A 16089-nucleotide genomic window follows, 5' to 3' on the forward strand; every position below is an offset into this window, starting at 1 on the left:
TATTTTCTGACGCAGGTCTGTAGAGTATGCTTTCATTTGTCTTCCATTCCAGTTTCATCTTTAACTGTATCTTGCTCAATCAAGAACTGCTGTAAACGCTTTCGGAGCTTACTGTCGCATCAACTGTGGAGGAAACTAATACTCTATCGGCAGTTTTGCCTTGGCTGCTATAGGTTGTCGATGCGATCGCATAATCAAGAGGTAGAGGCTCGTCTAAATACAGCGATTCCTCTCTGCCATTAGGGTAGCGAATCGTTGCCGTCCTCCCCTCAATCGCTAGGACTGTAAATTCATCTCGATTGCTACGTCTACTTTGTTTGTCCTCTCTTGTCCATCTCAGTTGTTCTCCAACACAGACCTCAATGTTTTGTTGGGTGTAGACAGTTTTGCGAAACTTCATTGGGTCAACAGCCACTTGGTTGCCTGACCAATCACTCAAAACTAGCTTGTCAGACTCGTAACCACATACAGCATAAGCTCGGTCTTTATGTAGTCCTGCTCGTTTGTACTCCCGTAAAGGTATGACTACATCACCGATGTTGTAGTGATGGCGATATCGAGCTTGCACGGTCGTCAGGTCTTTTTGTTTAAGCCTGGTTACAACAGCATCCTCGCCTACAAGTGTTCCCTCCTGCTTTAGCCCGATCCGAAGATCCTGCATAATCTGGGCTTTTTCTTTATGAGTTCCAGCTAAAACTAAAGTAGTTCGCCGTTGCTCTGGGCTTAGTTGTAAGTAGTCTTGAGCAATCAGCGTACTCCTTTGCTCAAGCTCGGAGATTTCTTGTACCCTACCTACCTCTAAAAGGTGTTGCACGGCATCAAAATGATTTCCCGCCGCCGCTAAGGAGGCTGCCTGTTGCAAATCCGGGACTTTTTGCCGTAGTGATTGGTTAAGGTGTGCTGTACTAATTCCAGCTTGTTGCAGGCTTTTAAAGGGATTTCCAGCTTCAACGGCACTTAATTGTCGCGTATCGCCTACGAGTATGACTCTTGCTCCTACTGCTGTTGCTCTTTGCAGCAAGGCATAGCCGTCTTTGGCACTGAGCATCCCAGCTTCATCTACAATCCAAAGTTGGTTGGGTTGAGGTTCTTCTGGCTGCTTGGAGAGCAGTAAACTTGCAACAGTATTAGTTTCAATTCCTACCTCCTTTCCCAGTACCTTAGTTGCTTCCTTACTTGGGGCATATCCAGCTAGTAGAGTTATTTCGCCTGATTCGGTAACTTCTTGCAGCACTTGGATTAGCTGTTTTAACTCATTTAAAACGTAAGTCTTACCTGCCCCTGCTACTCCTTGCCATGCAATAAATTGGTCAGTGCTTGTTGCTGTAAGGGCGATCGCTTCTCTTTGCCCTGAAGTTAAGCTTTTATCTGCCAAGTAACTATCTATAGTTTCTGAAGTAGCGATCGCACTGCATAGCCCTTTACCCTGCTGCATCAGCTTGATGGTAGCGAGTTCTCTAGCTAAAGCTGTTTGGGTTGTGTACCGTCGTCGTCCGTCGTAAGTTTTAATTAGTTCGGGATGCGTGGCGATCGCACCCTCTAACTGATGGATGCTAAATGGCTTGACTTCGGCGATGACAAACTTTTCAATATCCTCACCTGTAAATGCAACTTGACGTTCGCTGCAATGCTCAATTGCTACATCTACTGCTAACTTGATTTCCGCCGCGATTTGTTCATCTTGCTCCTTTGAGGTAGGTTCAACAACCTGCGCTTTATCAGGGTGAATGATGCCATATAAATCAGCTTCCTCGTGCCAGTAAGGTAGTTTCTCCTCTCGCCTAATCTCGTGATTCTTTTTGGCTCTAGTCTTGCGCCACGCCCACGCTTTGTTTTCTGTGGTTAACTCTGCCCCCATCTCTATCAGCTTGCCAATGATCTGCTCGTGCCGTTTGGAGAATCCCTCGATTTGCTCCCTGGTATAACCTTTAATCTCAAATAGCTCTTTGGGATGGGGTTCAATCTCATACCCCAACTTACGACACTCTAGTGCCAGTTCGTTCCGGTAGATTTGCCCTAAAAGGATTTTATTTTGGTAAAAAGGTTTATTGTTCAAACTGCGCCATTTGCCATCTGGTCCTTGGGTGCAGTTCATAATCAAGCAATGAGTATGCAGGTGTGGGTCTAGTTCCCTACTTGTGTCGTGATGCCATTTCGCCACTATCAAATTATCTGTTTTAACTACTTGCCCATTTATCCGCGTCTGGGCGTACCGCGACTCAATCAGGTCAATGGTTTGACTTACTGCTATGCGGTGCGCTTCCTCTAATCGTGTATCTCCACCAACCAAACAAGCTATACTTACGCTCTTAGGAGCCGAGAACGTTAAATCGATGCCAGCACGTTCTTTCTTGCCCTTATGGTTTTGTTTTTGTCTTAGCTGCGTCTTACCATCAGGACTTAAACCATTAACGATGTTGTCGTAGGCTTCTAAATCGGTAATTGCCCCTGATAATTGATATCCCGATGCCCCCTGTCCTTGCCACTGCGAGTTAACTTCAGCCTCCTCTTGGCTGTAGTAGTTCTCTTTTTTGTAGTAGGTCTTAGCTTGAGTTGTATTACTGTTGGCGAGAGTCAACATCTCTAATTGCCTCAAGAGTTTTATTAACTAGGCGGCGATATGCTTGTTCTATTTGGCTGTTTTGTGCCATTAAAATTTTTGCACCCGTATTCCCGGCACTGATAAATTTTAAATCCGCCCTGCAATTTTTATTGAGCTTGTTTGTTGCCATTTAAAAATTTCCCTCAACTTGAATAAGCAAGTTGCTGGTTCTCAAAAAAATCAAAAGGTAATTTTACTGCGAATTTTCCCGCTTTCCAAAAGCAGGAGAAATTAATTATTTTTGGTCACCCAAAGTTGCTACTAAAAATATAGCTTATAATCTGTTTATTGCAACTATTTGAATTGTATTTTTGCACAAAAAGGTGCGTCAGGTGCGGTCGCTTTGCGACTACCTTTTTTCTGGGGAGTCCAGAGGGGCGACCCCTCTGGGAATGTTGGCATATATCGGAAGATGTTGGGGAGTATTGGGAATAAATGGGAAATAATGGTTTATTGTTGGCACTTCACAAGCTTAATGAGAACTGTATCAATAGAGTGAATCAATGATGATTCAAGTAGGGATTTATTGGGTACTGTTGGTTTATTTAGGGATTAGTTGGGAAATATTAGAATGTTTCGGATTATATTGGTAAAAAAGTAGAAATTAACAATTTTTTAGTGTAGAGTAAAGTAGTTTGATGAAGTGAGATAGCTAGAAGCCTTGCATTTCCGTCATCAAAGCTTTGTTAGGAATTATTAGTAATTAGCTAGAGCAAAACGAAGTTTGGCAAAAGAGAAAACTTGCTGCCAACTAGCTTCCGTATCGTGGAGGTAAGTTACACCTCTATAACCAATTTGTTTAGAGAGCATTGTGAGTGTACAAGGTTCTTGTTTAAAGTGTTAGCCATCGCTGGCTGACATTTATCTACAGCAGTTCTCAGTTGGGTGAAACATAGCAACAGCAATGGGTGAACCAGCCAATAATGTCTTGGAGTGTCACCGCAGCGAGAGCATCGGTAATTGCTTGGTCTAACTGAGCATAGGTTCGTGCCGCTCTGGCACGCAGAAACTCTTTGACTTTTGACCAACAGTTTTCAATTGGTGAAAAATCTGGCGAATAGGGGGATAAATAAATGACTGTTGCGCCTACCGATTCAATTGCCTCACGGATACCATTAACTTTGTGGGCGGGCAAATTATCCATAACTACACACGCGCCTGTCCAGAGATTAGGCACTAATACCTGAGTCACATAGGTCTTGAATGCTAGAGCATCAGTTGCACCGGGAAAAGTAATTTCACCTACCAGCCCCCGTAGCGCCATTGCACCAATCAATGTTACATTTTGTCCGCGCCCGTAAGGAGCGTGGTTATAGGCGCGGCTGCCTCGGACAGAACGGGCATAACGCCGTGTCATTGCTAAGTTGGAGCCTGTCTCATCTACAAACACCAAATCCTCCAAGTTGACTGCTCCAATTTCATGCCAATATTCTACCCGCAACTGTTGTACTCGTTCGCTGTCTCGCTCCGTTGCGCGCAGAGTTTTTTTTTCTGGTAAGTTTGAGCTTTTGGACGTATCGTCCCATCGTAGCTCGACTGATCCTTACTCCAACACGTTGCTCCAGTTGGTCGCATAACTCTACCAAAATGGCATCATTATTTTCGTCTACTAAATCAGCTACTACCGCCTCTTGTTCGGGGCTAAGTTTAGCTACTTGACCTCCTCCATGCGCTCTGGGTTCAACGGTTCCATCGGTGCGATAACGCTTTAATAAATTCTCAATAAATGTCAAACTGACCCGAAACCTTCTTGCCAACTGCCTCTGGGAACTCTCTTTTTGGTTATACGCATCAACTATTTTCTGACGCAGGTCTGTAGAGTATGCTTTCATTTGTCTTCCATTCCAGTTTCATCTTTAACTGTATCTTGCTCAATCAAGAACTGCTGTAAGTTAGCCATGCAGCATCTCTGGGTGTTGCTTTTGGTCAGCACAAAATTTTTGCGTCTTGAAATAGATAATTCGGTGCAGAGATTCAAAGACTGAAATCACAGTATGTGAGAAAAATGTTTATTCTCTGCTGTTTACTCAGTTAAGAACGGGTGTATTGTTGGAGATACGCCCTCTCCATTGCTGAGAGTTTAACAAGTTGATTTTTCTTGCTCGTGCAATATGTTAGATGCAGAAAGTTGCAGATTCTGACCTATTGCTTGAAATTTATTACCAACAACGTGAGCACTAGAAAAATCAGCGATTATTTCTCCTGTTGCGTCGTTAGTAGTCTGTTTGCCTTCCCAACCCTTGCAAAAACGAGATGGCTACCATCTCATCGCCCCTAACTACAGCTTCTTCAACTACATCCAGAGCGCGTGACATCAAGCTTTTAAGTCTAACTACTGAACCCTCCCACGCGGCGGCACGTAGAGCATTTATTGCGACTACAAACTCAGAATCTTGACTTTTCCACTGACCAACAATATCACTATCTACACCTATTAATGCCGCTACTTCTGCATCGGTTTTCCCTACTAGTAAAAGCTCCATAGCGTAGTGTTGCTGAAGGCTAATGATTGCAGAAGTTGCCTGCGGACAATCTGTAGTAAACTGTGTTGAGTTATTCATCAAAGTATTCACTGAATCAAATTATCTTGGGTAATTTACAGCAAACTAATTATTTCTTTAGAAAAACAATAATTAGTTTGCTGTTTAATCAATAAGTAAGTAAGTAAAGCTACTAGAATTAATCTAGTTTCTAAAATTGTGAAGCTCCTAAATATGCTTAATTTCAATTTTCTCGCAGTATAAAAAGTTTTAGCACTAACTTTTTATACTTTTAGTTATTACTTATTTAATCAACAAGTAATAAGGTTAAAAAATTAGCAAATTGGTTACTAATCAGTGACCTACACTAAATAATAGCGGAAACAAAACATCTGTCAATCATTATGAATATAAATTTTATTAAGAATTATTGCACACTTTCACTATGACTTTAATATCTGAATTTAATTAAATAATTAGTGATAAACCTATGGCAAAAAAGCAGGTTACTTCATCTAAAGCTACCTATTTGAACATAATAATTTTAATTTATAAGCATCTTACAAATATTTTCTTTGTTCCTAATAACACTTACGCTTCAGTAGTTGTAGGCATTTCAAATAACTAGCTTTTTGCTATTGCAAGCATAAAAATTTGACACAAGTAATCTTTAAGCTAAAAATAGTAATAAATTACTAGCTACTTAGAAAAAACCTTCTTTTTTCTAAGTAGCTAGTTTAAATTCCTCTACCGTTTAGTATTTAATGCAATCTCGGCTCTTTTGATTAAAAGATTCGAGATATCGATTAGAGAATGCAATTTTGATTCTTCTATTAAATTGAGAGCTTCAATATTCATGGCTTTTGCGCTATCAATCAACTTTATGTAAATTTCATTAACATCCGTTGAAACTGATATTAATGATGGCTGAGATATCTCCTCTAAATTATTCAATTTAGGCTTATCCCTAAGTGAATTTTCTTGTTCTACTCCTTGATCTTTCTGAGCCTCATGTTTAATCAACTGATTATCAAATGTATCTATATTATCAAAAACTTGAGATTCTAGTAGTGGATTTAGACATTCCATTACTTCTGGAAGACTTGGAGTAGTTGATGGATTATCCAAAGCTTCAGCATTAATGTCAATTGTTACTATTGATTCGCTAAGTGGCGGATCATTTACTTGTTCACTTTGTCTAGCGATCAATTCAGCCTTAAGCGCTTTAGCTAAGGAGTGAGTAATCGTTTCCCCCTGACTAGCGCGTTCTATAGCTTCAAAACGTACAAAGTCGGGAGTGGAAGGAGCAGCTAATTCATACAAAGCCGAGGGCGCAATGTCCAAATGTGAGAATTTTACACATTTGAATTTATCAGCCACTTGCATAAATTTGGTTGCTGTCCAAATACTCCAATCAAATTCAGCATTGAGCCAAGTCCGGAAATGTCCGTGTCCTAGTTGGGCTTTAACTTCTTTTAATTTCTGTCCGATACGAATAATGTCATTAGCAGTACGACGCATCAAGCTTTTGATTTCGTAAGTATGTTGCTGGACAACAATTCGAGTTTCACTTTCAAGAACTGTATAGTTAAAGTCTGTCGCAGGATTTGAGGGCTGTTTTGAAAATTGATAAGGCGCTTCGTTATTTGAAATCATAATGAAACTGCTCCACATACTACTCAAATTTGACTAACTAAGATATGCTCCTAAGTGAAAATTAAACGTAGAAGCTTACTGTAGTTAGCCTTCACTTGTCCAATAAGACTAAAAGTAATACGATGCCGTGTCAATCCAAGAGGTAACTGGATTGACAAAGCACTGATAATCGTGTACAGCGGTTTCAGCATATTTTTGAGTTTAAGGCAAAAACTACAATTAGTCACTTACTAAGAAAGGAAATTTTGTTAATTCATAGTTTAATTTTCTGGACATTCTGGATTGACAAAAAACTAATTTTATATTAAGGAAAATCATTGCAACTCGAAGTTTTTGTTTAAAAAATAAATTTAGCTTTTTATGCTGCTGATAAATTTCCGTAGCCAGGTATATTTAAAGGTAAGCTTTGGGGTAGGGAAAGATGGATGCTGAATATATTGCAAGGCTCGTAAAGATAGCTGATAACTTGTTTTATGAAAAAACAAGCTTGCACCTAAATGATGTGGAAAAAAATATACTTGAGCAGATTTTAATTGGAAAGAAATTTGATGACATTCAAGTGGGTACATTCACTAATGAAACTCTCAAGAAGTATTGGATTCCTAAGTTGTGGAAACATTTATCAGTAGCCTTTGAGAAAAAGATCCTTAAAACTAATGTTTTAGGAGAGTTACAAGACTTAGATAAAAAGCAGCGAAAAATAATTCCTTGTAAGCTAAGTATTAATAGGTGGAGACTGACTAAAAATACTCATGTCAAAGATTTAAATCGGTTTCAAGATAAGGAAATCTCCTGCATCAAATCTAATAACAGTAAGCCTACTCCTAATCATCAAAACACTTGTACTGATGCTGGAGAACAAAAAGTTGAGGATGAAGCTACAGCACAAACACGCGATTGGTCTCCTTCAGTTTACCAAGTAGCTGTAACTAAAAGCCTTATAGGAACTAATAGCACCTCTGGTGGGCATACCTACATAAAGTATATAAAGCCTGGCATACCATTGCTACTAGCACTTGGAGTTTTTGGTGTTTGGTTCAGCTTATCTTGGTTAGCCAATTGGTATGGAGCAAAAAGTTATTTGGCAGGAAAATTGCCACAAGCCGAGTTAGGCTATAAAATTGCCCTTAAACTTAATCCTCGGTCAGGAGCAACCTTCTACAACCAGGGTGTAGTTTACGAAGATCGACAAAACTATCAACAAGCGCACACTCAATATCAGAAAGCAATGGAGCTAGGTTTAGTTGCTGCCTATAACAATCAAGCCCGTTTATACCTTTCAGAAAAGAAGTATGACAAGGCAGTTGCTTTGTTGCAGATTAGTTTACCGTTAGCTAAACATGAAGACAATCGCGTCAAGTATAGTATGCTCAAAAATCTTGGCTGGGGGCGGTTAGGGCAAGGTCGTCTTGCAGAAGCCGACCTTGCCCTAACCCAAGCAATTGAATTGCAAGACAATTTTTCTTCTGCTTACTGTCTATTAGCACAAGTTTTAGAACAGCAAGGTGACAACAAAAAAGCGCTCAAAGAGTGGGAAAACTGTCTGAGATATGCACATCAACCTCAAACCCCAGAAGAAGATAAATGGATGAATCAAGCACGACAACAGTTAAACATAGCAGGAGGTATTGAGTGAGACGCAGCGTATCTATACCAATAATTTTTATATTGTTGTTATTCACACTTACTCAACAGGAGGTGACAGCAACGCCTAGTGAGAACAAGCAAAACAATACTTGTGTTCGTGTTGGACAACTAATCTCTGTTCAAGGGCGAGTAGAAATCAAGCGCAAAAAATGGTTAAATTATCATCCAGTCACTATCGGTACAACACTTTGTCAAGGCGATCTAATCCGACCCAGCAATTCTCATTATGGAATTTAACTAGAGTTAGGAGGGATTTGCAACTCTAGTCCCTCAATCATAAAGGTGAGCAAATGATCCCAACTCTCGAAAACCAAGTAACGAGTTAAGGCACGCAGATCGTCAAAAAAGGTCTTGCGCGTTGGCAAGTGTTGACGCAGTAGACGGTACTTATCATCGAGTAACTCTAACAAGGTGTGAAAGAGCAATGACAGGAGGTTGAAGGTCGCTAGGAGGGAAGAGAGATGCTGCTTGCCATGACCAAAATTATGTTCGAGATTGTAGCCTTTGGTCTTAAGGGTATTATTGTGTTCGTTTTCCACTTTCCAACGAGTGCGACCGGATTGGACAATGGCTCTAACGGTTTGACCAGAAATGAGATGGTTCGTGGCAAAGGCATTTTTATAGAGTTGCTTGCCATCCGAGCGGGTCACGGTCAGTTCACACCAGTTCACCAGCAGGGCATCATCACTATCGCGCAGGGGAACATGGTTAAGGTAGCGGTAAGTATAGGTTTCCTCGGTTTTGCCCGTCCAGCGTTTATAGAAGACAGTAGGTAAGGAGATGCGGTCAAGATGCTCATAGAGCGTCTTGTGGGAGTCCGGACGACAGGTCAAAATAAAGTTGAATGAGTGAGAATGCAAGGCTTCGCAGAACGGTTGGTGACAATACAAGTCATCTCCCAGCACCGTAATTGCCATTGAGCGATAGGTCTGAGCGTGAGTCGCCAACCAGCGTTTCGCGGCAGCAATCTCACAGTCTTGCTTGTCCGTCCCATCTTGCGGCACGATGAACTCTGGCACCATCGGCACCACTGTCGAGCGTCCTGGACTAACGATCACAGGGGTCACTGCCCCATGGAAATACCGCACTGTGCCATCCTTATCCGTCTGTGTCGAACACTTAGGACAATGAATTGAGTAAGAACTGAAGTATTCCACCCCATCCATTGCAACTAATAGCGTTTCTCCAAACGACCGCAACGCCTCCAACTCTCCACTTTGCTTCAGCAAGAGCAGGATTTCCGCAAATACGGGAAACACACATTGCGGTTTCACCCCATCCAGTAGGTCGCGGATCTGGTTGTCGCACGGTATCTGATGCACCCCAAACAAGCTCTGGGCATTGCTGCTTCCTTTGGTAGCTGCCATCGTCCGTTGATACGACAGAAACGATGGCGTTTGGGTGAAAAACACGCTAAACGCACTCAAAGCTGCGTCTTCCATTCCATAGCGTGTGTTCTTGCCTGTTCGCTTGTCTGGTAGCGTTTGCAGCATATTACGAAAGAACCCTATCACACCATCGAACTTGCACTTCGGGGTCAACCTCACTGGCTTCCTTGGCTGGTTTGAGACTCTTTCACCTTACCCCCTTTTCATCTGCTTGAACAGTCAAAAATCATAATGAGAATTGCTAAATCCGACCGATCAAAGACGCAAAAGCTGTAGTACAGTGTGCCGATCCAGACCAGAATCTTTTGGTTGTCCCAAAGTTTTTGTTATCAGGAGTAAATATTGGCTGTCGCCCAGCCGATGAGCCAATATTTACAATTGACGGACCAATTACTCCTACTCGTGACCCCTTAGCTAATCGTATTCCTTATATTATTACTCCTAATAATACGTGGATTCTTAATGCTAAACCAAAATTACGCTGGGTTGCCGTCCCTGGTGCAACTAGTTATGTCGTGCGCGTCATCGGTCCAGGAGTCAAGTGGGCGAAGGAAGTCAACAATCTTGAAGTCATCTATTCTGGTGAACAACCCCTACAACCAGTGGAAGAAGGTTATTTAATTACAGTTGAAGCTGATCGCGGCACAACACCAGCCAAAGCAACTTTCGGCTTACTTGACCAAAAAAAGGCTACTCGTGTTCAGGCTGCTGCCGAACGCATTGCAAAAGAAAATTTGACCGAGGAGGAAAAAACTTTAGCTATTACTACTCTCTTTATTGGACAAGGCTTAATTGCTCCAGCAATTGAACGACTAGAATTTGCCATCGCCAATGGTAGCCAAACCCCAATAATCTACTACACACTAGGTAGTCTCTATGCACAACTTGAATTATTCCATCAGGCTGAGGAAAACTACCTAAAAGCTGTTCAAAGGTCAACGAACACCCATGATATAGAAGGGCAGGTAGCCTCTGCTACAAAGCTTGGAGAAGTATATCAAGTAATTGGTGAACCCGAAAAAGCTACCTATTGGTTAAAGCAGGCACAAGCAGAATATAAAAAGTTGATCTAAACTTTAAAGCCAGTTACCTACCAAGACGTAAGATGCCCAGTAAAACGGAGATTTGTACTTGTGTAAAAGATTTATTTGGGCATTTTGGAGAGCTTTGACTTTAGTGATTTCACTATCACTCGGATACAAGAACATTTTGTAAAAGTCTTTCATTAATAAAGCTGTAGAATTATCATTTACTTGCCATAAAGAAGCTAGGGTACTTCTCGCTCCTGCCCGAACAGCTACACCAGCTAATCCTAAAGCAGAGCGCCGATCTCCACTAGCGGTATCGCACGCACTCAGCACCAGTAATTCAATAGCTTTTGTTTGCTTAGTCTCTCTGGTTTGAAGCAAATTCCTCAACTGATTAATATTAATACTGTCATCCCAAGCACGAATATACGTTTGATCGGGACTGGAACTAAACTGACCATGAGTTGCTAAATGCACTACTGAAAAAGGAATTTCATTAATTTCGCTTGCCAAGGCATTGCGAGTAAATTCTTTATTACGCAATACAACACTTGTAGGTATTTGGGAGATTTGCTCTAATTCTTCTTTTACTTCAGGTAATGCAGGCGCATTATAACCAGGAATTTTTTGAGAAATCCCGGCGGCTAACACTTTCAATTGACGATCTGGCAAAAGCTTAGGTTGTAATAACTGGAGACTAGGGCTGAGAGCTACAGCATACTTTTCTATTAAATATTGTCGCCCATCGTGCAGCGCTGCCATTGGGATTTGGCGCAAAGCACCATCTAGTACAAACACTAATGTCTCTATTTTATTTTTTTCTAGCTCTGCCTCCACTGGCTTGATTATCCAGTCATACGTCTGTTGTAATAACTTCAAAAATCCCGGTCCAAAACTGTTCGGTGATTGCAGATTCTGTCGTAGCGTCGCTAGTCGATCTTCAATATTTTGCTCTTGAGATAGGGAGCTTGAGTAGTGTTGTAATGGCTGGTTTGCTAGTGAGACTATCACCTCTATCCGGTCAGCTAGAATAATTGGGTAAATAATGGCTGCTGTTGGATCTATATGGTCAATTGCTAGTGAGGCTTCACTTTGCAGACGGCATCGCAGCAGATTTTCCAGTTGGGCTAATTGGAGCGCTTCGATTACATGACGGGCTTGGGTTAATTTTTTTTGCTCACTAGATTGCAACAATAAATCAACTAACTGGCGGTACACGGGTTCGACACTTTCCTGAAATGAGAACTGGAGGTTGGCACTACTAGCCGTCAGATCACTGCGGAGGGATTGGAGAGTATCGATTGCTTGGCTATAAGCAGCGATCGCTCCTTTAATATCTCCTTGTGTCTTGAGTAAATATCCTAATTGCCACTGCCACTTGTAGGCAATGTCTGTAGCATTGGCTGCCTGAGCAACTACCAACGCTTGACGAGTTAATTCTGTGGCATAGTTCAAGTTTTGGGACGATGGTGTTTGAGCCTGTGCGTATAGCCCACCAAGGTAGCCGAGGGTATAAGCTTGGCTACGGCTTTCACCAAGGCTTTGAGCTTGTTTTTGGGCTGTAGCTAACGTTTGGGCAATTTCCAACCATGAGGGAGCGTCTGTAGTTGTAACTTCTTTCAAGCAGCTTAAGCTTATAGCTAAATTTAGTCGAGCATAGATTGCTGCTTGACTAGCAGGCAATTGTTCTAGTCGCGGCTGAAGTTGGAGCCATAATTTTTTTGCATCTAATGAAGCATCAGTTTCTAACATTACACCTAGGTGATTAACTTGAGCCTGCACCCACATATCTGATGAAACTGATTTATTTGCCGAGAGTTGATAAAAGGAAGCTGCTTGTTGATAGAATTTCTTTGGAACGCCTAGACTAGGACTGTATGGGCAGTGCCAAGGAGTTGAGTCAATTTCGCTTGCTGTGTCTTGGTTAGCTCTTGCTCGGTTACCCCAAGCTTGAAAGGTGTTGCCTAAACTGAGCAAGGCAGCACTCTCATTTTGAGGCGAACGTAATGCTCTCGCTGTTTCTAAACTTAGCTGCAATACTTTTGCGGACATATCTAGATTGTCGAGCTTTTGCAGAACATCGCCCAGGCTACGCAAGCCAATTGTTTTAGTTTGCGAGTTTGGTATTTGGTCAAGAGTTTTTAGTACCAAGCCATGCCTCTGCTGGTAGTCTTCGTTCGACTGAGTTAACTTTTGACAGTCTGTATTAGTAATGTTGAAAGCTTGTAGTAAAGTATTGCAGGCTCTTGGGTAGAAACCTAAAGCTTGTAAAGCTTGGCTGATATTAATTCGGCTTTGAGTTATGCCATCAGGGTTTCCTACTTGAGCATAGGCATCTATCGCCTTTTGCCAAGCTTCAATTGCCTCAGAGAACTGTCCAGATTCGTAAAGTTTTTGCCCCTCAATATTTGGCTGTACTGCTCGATCTGCTTGAGCAGTTAGTGACGAGGAGCGAGAGGGTAGTGGTTCTATCCCTGGCACTTGCTTAACGGACAGAGCTAGAACACTTGTCACTATCAGCAAAGCTAACAGAACCAGTGTAATTCCTTTAGCGAGTTTTACTCCAATCCGATTGTGCGATCGCCAATTTAATCTGTTTGCTATTAGTCTTTTAGGGCCCATAGCAAGTTACTTGAGTGGAAAGGGAACTGGTAAGTGTAGCGCTAACAGGTTGAGCGGTCAAAATCACCTGACCTCGCTCGTTAATTACCCACCCCTGGGCTTCTACTATTTGAGTCGGGGTAGAGCTAATTGGACGTGTAACCGTTACGTTAGCCGAGCGGTTTTCCTCTCCAGATTCTGCGATTGCAATAGCTTCTGCCCGCAGTGGTTCACTTGGTTGGGGTGGTAAACCGCCGCGTCCGGAAATGATGAATTTACTCCTTCCTCTTGCCAAACTATCTTCCCTAGCTGAACAGTCTTGTACAATTAACCTTGAGCTATCAACGACTGTCGGTGGCAAACCCACTAATCCGTTAATAGGATTAGTATCTAGCGTATTGATTTGCACTGTACCACTTATTCCCAATTCTGAACTAGCAGTAATATCGCTTAAGGGAGTCAATCTTGCGCGCGATTCAATACCAAATATGCCTTGGGCTGCTATTTTTATATTGCCACCACGTCCATTTAAAGCATTGGCGGTAATATCGCTATTTTCTAAAGCAACTAATGTGTCAGTGTTAATAATAATGTTACCACCATTACCTGCTTCACCAGCAGTCGCGGTTATGCTGCTGCCATTTCGCAATTGTGAATTTCGGACTATTAATGAAATGTTACCTCCTTCTCCAGAGGCAGTAGAGGTTGTAACCCTACCTTTATTATTTAAATTAACAGAATTAGCATCAATTTGAATGCTCCCACCATTGTTAGTTCCGTCATTTCTAGCGCTGATTTGCGCTCCATTTAAAACATTTAATTGATTTGTGTTAACGGTTACAGATCCTGATTCCCCTTCAGGTATCGTTGGTAAATCTAAAAATTCTCTGAAAAATGGATTGCTAACGTTGGCAGATGAAATTATTAGTGAAGGGGTAGTAAAATTGGCGGCTGTACCATCAACTAATATAGAGTTGCTGGCATTAATGACGAGACTTCCAGATAAACCGGAGGCTACCGTAGAAGACTCTATTCTAGCACCTCCCATAATAGATAGATTTTTTGTATTAATCAAAACGTCTCCTGCTTTGCCGAATAAAGCATTGCTGCCTATAGAGCTAGATAAGAAACTATTATTAATGAACTCAAGATCGAAAGTAGTTAGCGCACCTCCTAATACGTCTATATTGTTGGTAACACTCAATTCTACATTTCCAGCGTTAGCATTTCCTAAAGTTGTTGACGAGATGGTACTTCCATCTCTAACAGACAAATTTTCAGCATATAGTTTTATATTTCCTGCTTTCCCTGTATTATAAGAACTCGTTGCTATAGTGCCTGTTAATAGCCCTGTAGTTGGAAGATCAGTACCATATAGCTCAGTTATTCCTTTAGAGACTACAAAAATATCTCCACCCGACCCACTTCCAAAACTTGCACTTCCTACCCCTCCAGAATCTCGAATAAAAATGTTATCAGCAAAAACTTCTATATTTGCTGCTTTTCCGCTTAATAAATTTTGTGTAAATATTCCTCTAGCTGGACCAATATCTTGAGCATTGGGGTTCGTTGGATTTCTAATTCCAATTAATTCTATATTTCCAGAAGCATTAACACTTACTTTGCCTGAGTCCAACACACCAAAATTTGAGATTATTACTAAAGAAGGGTCTACTACAGCAATATCTCTACCTCGTAAAAATATATTTCCGTTTGTTACACCACTAGCGTCTAATAAAGCTAGTTTTTCTAATTTAATGTCTCGAAAATTTTGTACATTATCATAATTTAGAGTCCACCCTTCATTATTAACTGACTCAATTTTTACTAAACCAGAATCAACACTACCTATCTCAATTTGACCAGAAGGGGCTGTTATGATACCACCCTCGATATTAACGTCACCGCCAACTAAAATAATAGCTTGTTCAGGATTTGTTTTTAATCCTACTGTACTTTGACCTGCTCCAATTACAGGATTACCTACAGTTCCAACGTTGGTAAGTAAGTTGTGACCATTTCCTTCAACTCTTATGCTTCCAGGTAATGAAGTAAATCCTAAACCAATAGGTACACTTACTGTTAATAGCGTAGATTGCGAATTAGAACTACTAAATTGTACGCCGTCAGCAAAGTTAATGGTATTAGCCGTACTTGCTAAAAATGAACCGCCAATATTTAGAGAAGCATTTGAGCCAAGAATAATCCCGTTGGGATTAAGCAAAAATAAATTAGCATTACTGTTAGCTTGAAGCGAACCATTAATAATAGATACAGAGTTCCCTGTTACTCGGCTAATAATATTTTGAATATCATTAACATTATTAAAGTAGGCAGTACCACTTGTAGGGATAGAAAATTGCTCGAAGCTGTGAAACAAGTTTCCTCCTCTTGTTGCTCCTCCATCAACTTTCTGTATAAAAGGGTTCCCTGGATCAGGAGAAATCCTAGAGTTCTCGCTACCTAAACTATTATCAGGTATGATTTGCGCTACAGTTGGCTTTGAGTTTAATAAAATTGTAATCGTTATGATAAAAGCCTGCCAGAAAAGAGTTAGTGTATTGTAACTAAAACAAAATGTAGACCTTTTTTGCTTAATTATATATTTCATATTAATATTGTTAGATCCTTTTTAAATATTAAACTGAATAAAGCTTGTAAAGAAAATAACATTATTATAGAGATAA

General features: G+C 41.0%; 12 protein-coding genes. 3 read left to right on the top strand and 9 right to left on the bottom strand.

Going from position 1 to position 16089, the window contains the following annotated elements; all coding sequences use genetic code 11:
- Positions 1–79: 79 nt before the first annotated feature.
- The 6 genes from mobF to SYN7509_RS27980 all read right to left on the bottom strand — a co-directional run bounded on the left by mobF (position 80) and on the right by SYN7509_RS27980 (position 6738).
- Positions 80–2581, bottom strand: coding sequence for a MobF family relaxase (gene mobF, locus SYN7509_RS27240; protein ID WP_051482692.1), 2502 nt, complete (start codon positions 2579–2581; stop codon positions 80–82).
- Positions 2559–2732 carry a hypothetical protein gene (locus SYN7509_RS30550; protein ID WP_009631105.1) on the bottom strand — a complete coding sequence of 58 codons (174 nt, stop codon included), beginning with the start codon at positions 2730–2732 and terminating at the stop codon, positions 2559–2561. The genes mobF and SYN7509_RS30550 overlap by 23 nt, the downstream gene beginning before the upstream one ends.
- A gap of 747 nt (positions 2733–3479) precedes the next feature.
- Positions 3480–4043: an IS630 family transposase gene (locus SYN7509_RS0223945; RefSeq protein ID WP_038022430.1), complete on the bottom strand. Its 564-nt coding sequence runs from the start codon at positions 4041–4043 to the stop codon at positions 3480–3482.
- Entirely contained in the window at positions 4021–4434 is a 414-nt protein-coding gene (locus SYN7509_RS27245; RefSeq protein WP_051482582.1) for a helix-turn-helix domain-containing protein, read from the bottom strand. Before SYN7509_RS27245 ends, SYN7509_RS0223945 begins: the two co-directional genes overlap by 23 nt.
- Before the next feature lie 381 nt (positions 4435–4815).
- Entirely contained in the window at positions 4816–5163 is a 348-nt protein-coding gene (locus tag SYN7509_RS0223955) for a hypothetical protein (protein WP_009630171.1), read from the bottom strand.
- Between the two features lie 666 nt (positions 5164–5829).
- A complete protein-coding gene (locus SYN7509_RS27980) occupies positions 5830–6738 on the bottom strand; it encodes a DUF3102 domain-containing protein (protein WP_009630170.1) in 909 nt (302 codons plus the stop codon).
- A gap of 421 nt (positions 6739–7159) precedes the next feature.
- On the opposite strand from SYN7509_RS27980, the gene SYN7509_RS27985 reads away from it, so the two are divergent.
- Together SYN7509_RS27985 and SYN7509_RS0223970 are read left to right on the top strand one after the other, a co-directional pair.
- A complete protein-coding gene (locus SYN7509_RS27985; RefSeq protein WP_009630169.1) occupies positions 7160–8374 on the top strand; it encodes a tetratricopeptide repeat protein in 1215 nt (404 codons plus the stop codon).
- Positions 8371–8622, top strand: coding sequence for a hypothetical protein (locus tag SYN7509_RS0223970; RefSeq protein ID WP_009630168.1), 252 nt, complete (start codon positions 8371–8373; stop codon positions 8620–8622). Before SYN7509_RS27985 ends, SYN7509_RS0223970 begins: the two co-directional genes overlap by 4 nt.
- Here the strand turns inward: SYN7509_RS0223970 and SYN7509_RS0223975 are convergent.
- Positions 8619–9899, bottom strand: coding sequence for an ISNCY family transposase (locus SYN7509_RS0223975; protein WP_084610829.1), 1281 nt, complete (start codon positions 9897–9899; stop codon positions 8619–8621). The two genes, SYN7509_RS0223970 and SYN7509_RS0223975, sit on opposite strands and share 4 nt — an antisense overlap.
- Positions 9900–10078: 179 nt before the next feature.
- Between SYN7509_RS0223975 and SYN7509_RS27260 the strand changes: the two genes are divergently transcribed.
- Entirely contained in the window at positions 10079–10846 is a 768-nt protein-coding gene (locus tag SYN7509_RS27260; protein WP_051482693.1) for a tetratricopeptide repeat protein, read from the top strand.
- Positions 10847–10849: 3 nt separating this feature from the next.
- On the opposite strand, the gene SYN7509_RS0223985 is transcribed toward SYN7509_RS27260, so the two are convergent.
- Entirely contained in the window at positions 10850–13423 is a 2574-nt protein-coding gene (locus SYN7509_RS0223985; protein ID WP_028954582.1) for a CHAT domain-containing protein, read from the bottom strand.
- Entirely contained in the window at positions 13413–16013 is a 2601-nt protein-coding gene (locus SYN7509_RS0223990; protein ID WP_051482694.1) for a two-partner secretion domain-containing protein, read from the bottom strand. Before SYN7509_RS0223990 ends, SYN7509_RS0223985 begins: the two co-directional genes overlap by 11 nt.
- Positions 16014–16089 lie beyond the last annotated feature (76 nt).

The organism is Synechocystis sp. PCC 7509 (assembly GCF_000332075.2).
Lineage (GTDB): Bacteria > Cyanobacteriota > Cyanobacteriia > Cyanobacteriales > Chroococcidiopsidaceae > Aliterella.

Bases quoted from the DNA above. Each gene is read 5' to 3' on its own strand.
- mobF (WP_051482692.1), bottom strand. From the start codon at position 2,581: ATGTTGACTCTCGCCAACAGTAATACAACTCAAGCTAAGACCTACTAC.
- SYN7509_RS30550 (WP_009631105.1), bottom strand. From the start codon at position 2,732: ATGGCAACAAACAAGCTCAATAAAAATTGCAGGGCGGATTTAAAATTT.
- SYN7509_RS27245 (WP_051482582.1), bottom strand. From the start codon at position 4,434: ATGAAAGCATACTCTACAGACCTGCGTCAGAAAATAGTTGATGCGTAT.
- SYN7509_RS0223955 (WP_009630171.1), bottom strand. From the start codon at position 5,163: ATGAATAACTCAACACAGTTTACTACAGATTGTCCGCAGGCAACTTCT.
- SYN7509_RS27980 (WP_009630170.1), bottom strand. From the start codon at position 6,738: ATGATTTCAAATAACGAAGCGCCTTATCAATTTTCAAAACAGCCCTCA.
- SYN7509_RS27985 (WP_009630169.1), top strand. From the start codon at position 7,160: ATGGATGCTGAATATATTGCAAGGCTCGTAAAGATAGCTGATAACTTG.
- SYN7509_RS0223985 (WP_028954582.1), bottom strand. From the start codon at position 13,423: ATGGGCCCTAAAAGACTAATAGCAAACAGATTAAATTGGCGATCGCAC.
- SYN7509_RS0223990 (WP_051482694.1), bottom strand. From the start codon at position 16,013: ATGAAATATATAATTAAGCAAAAAAGGTCTACATTTTGTTTTAGTTAC.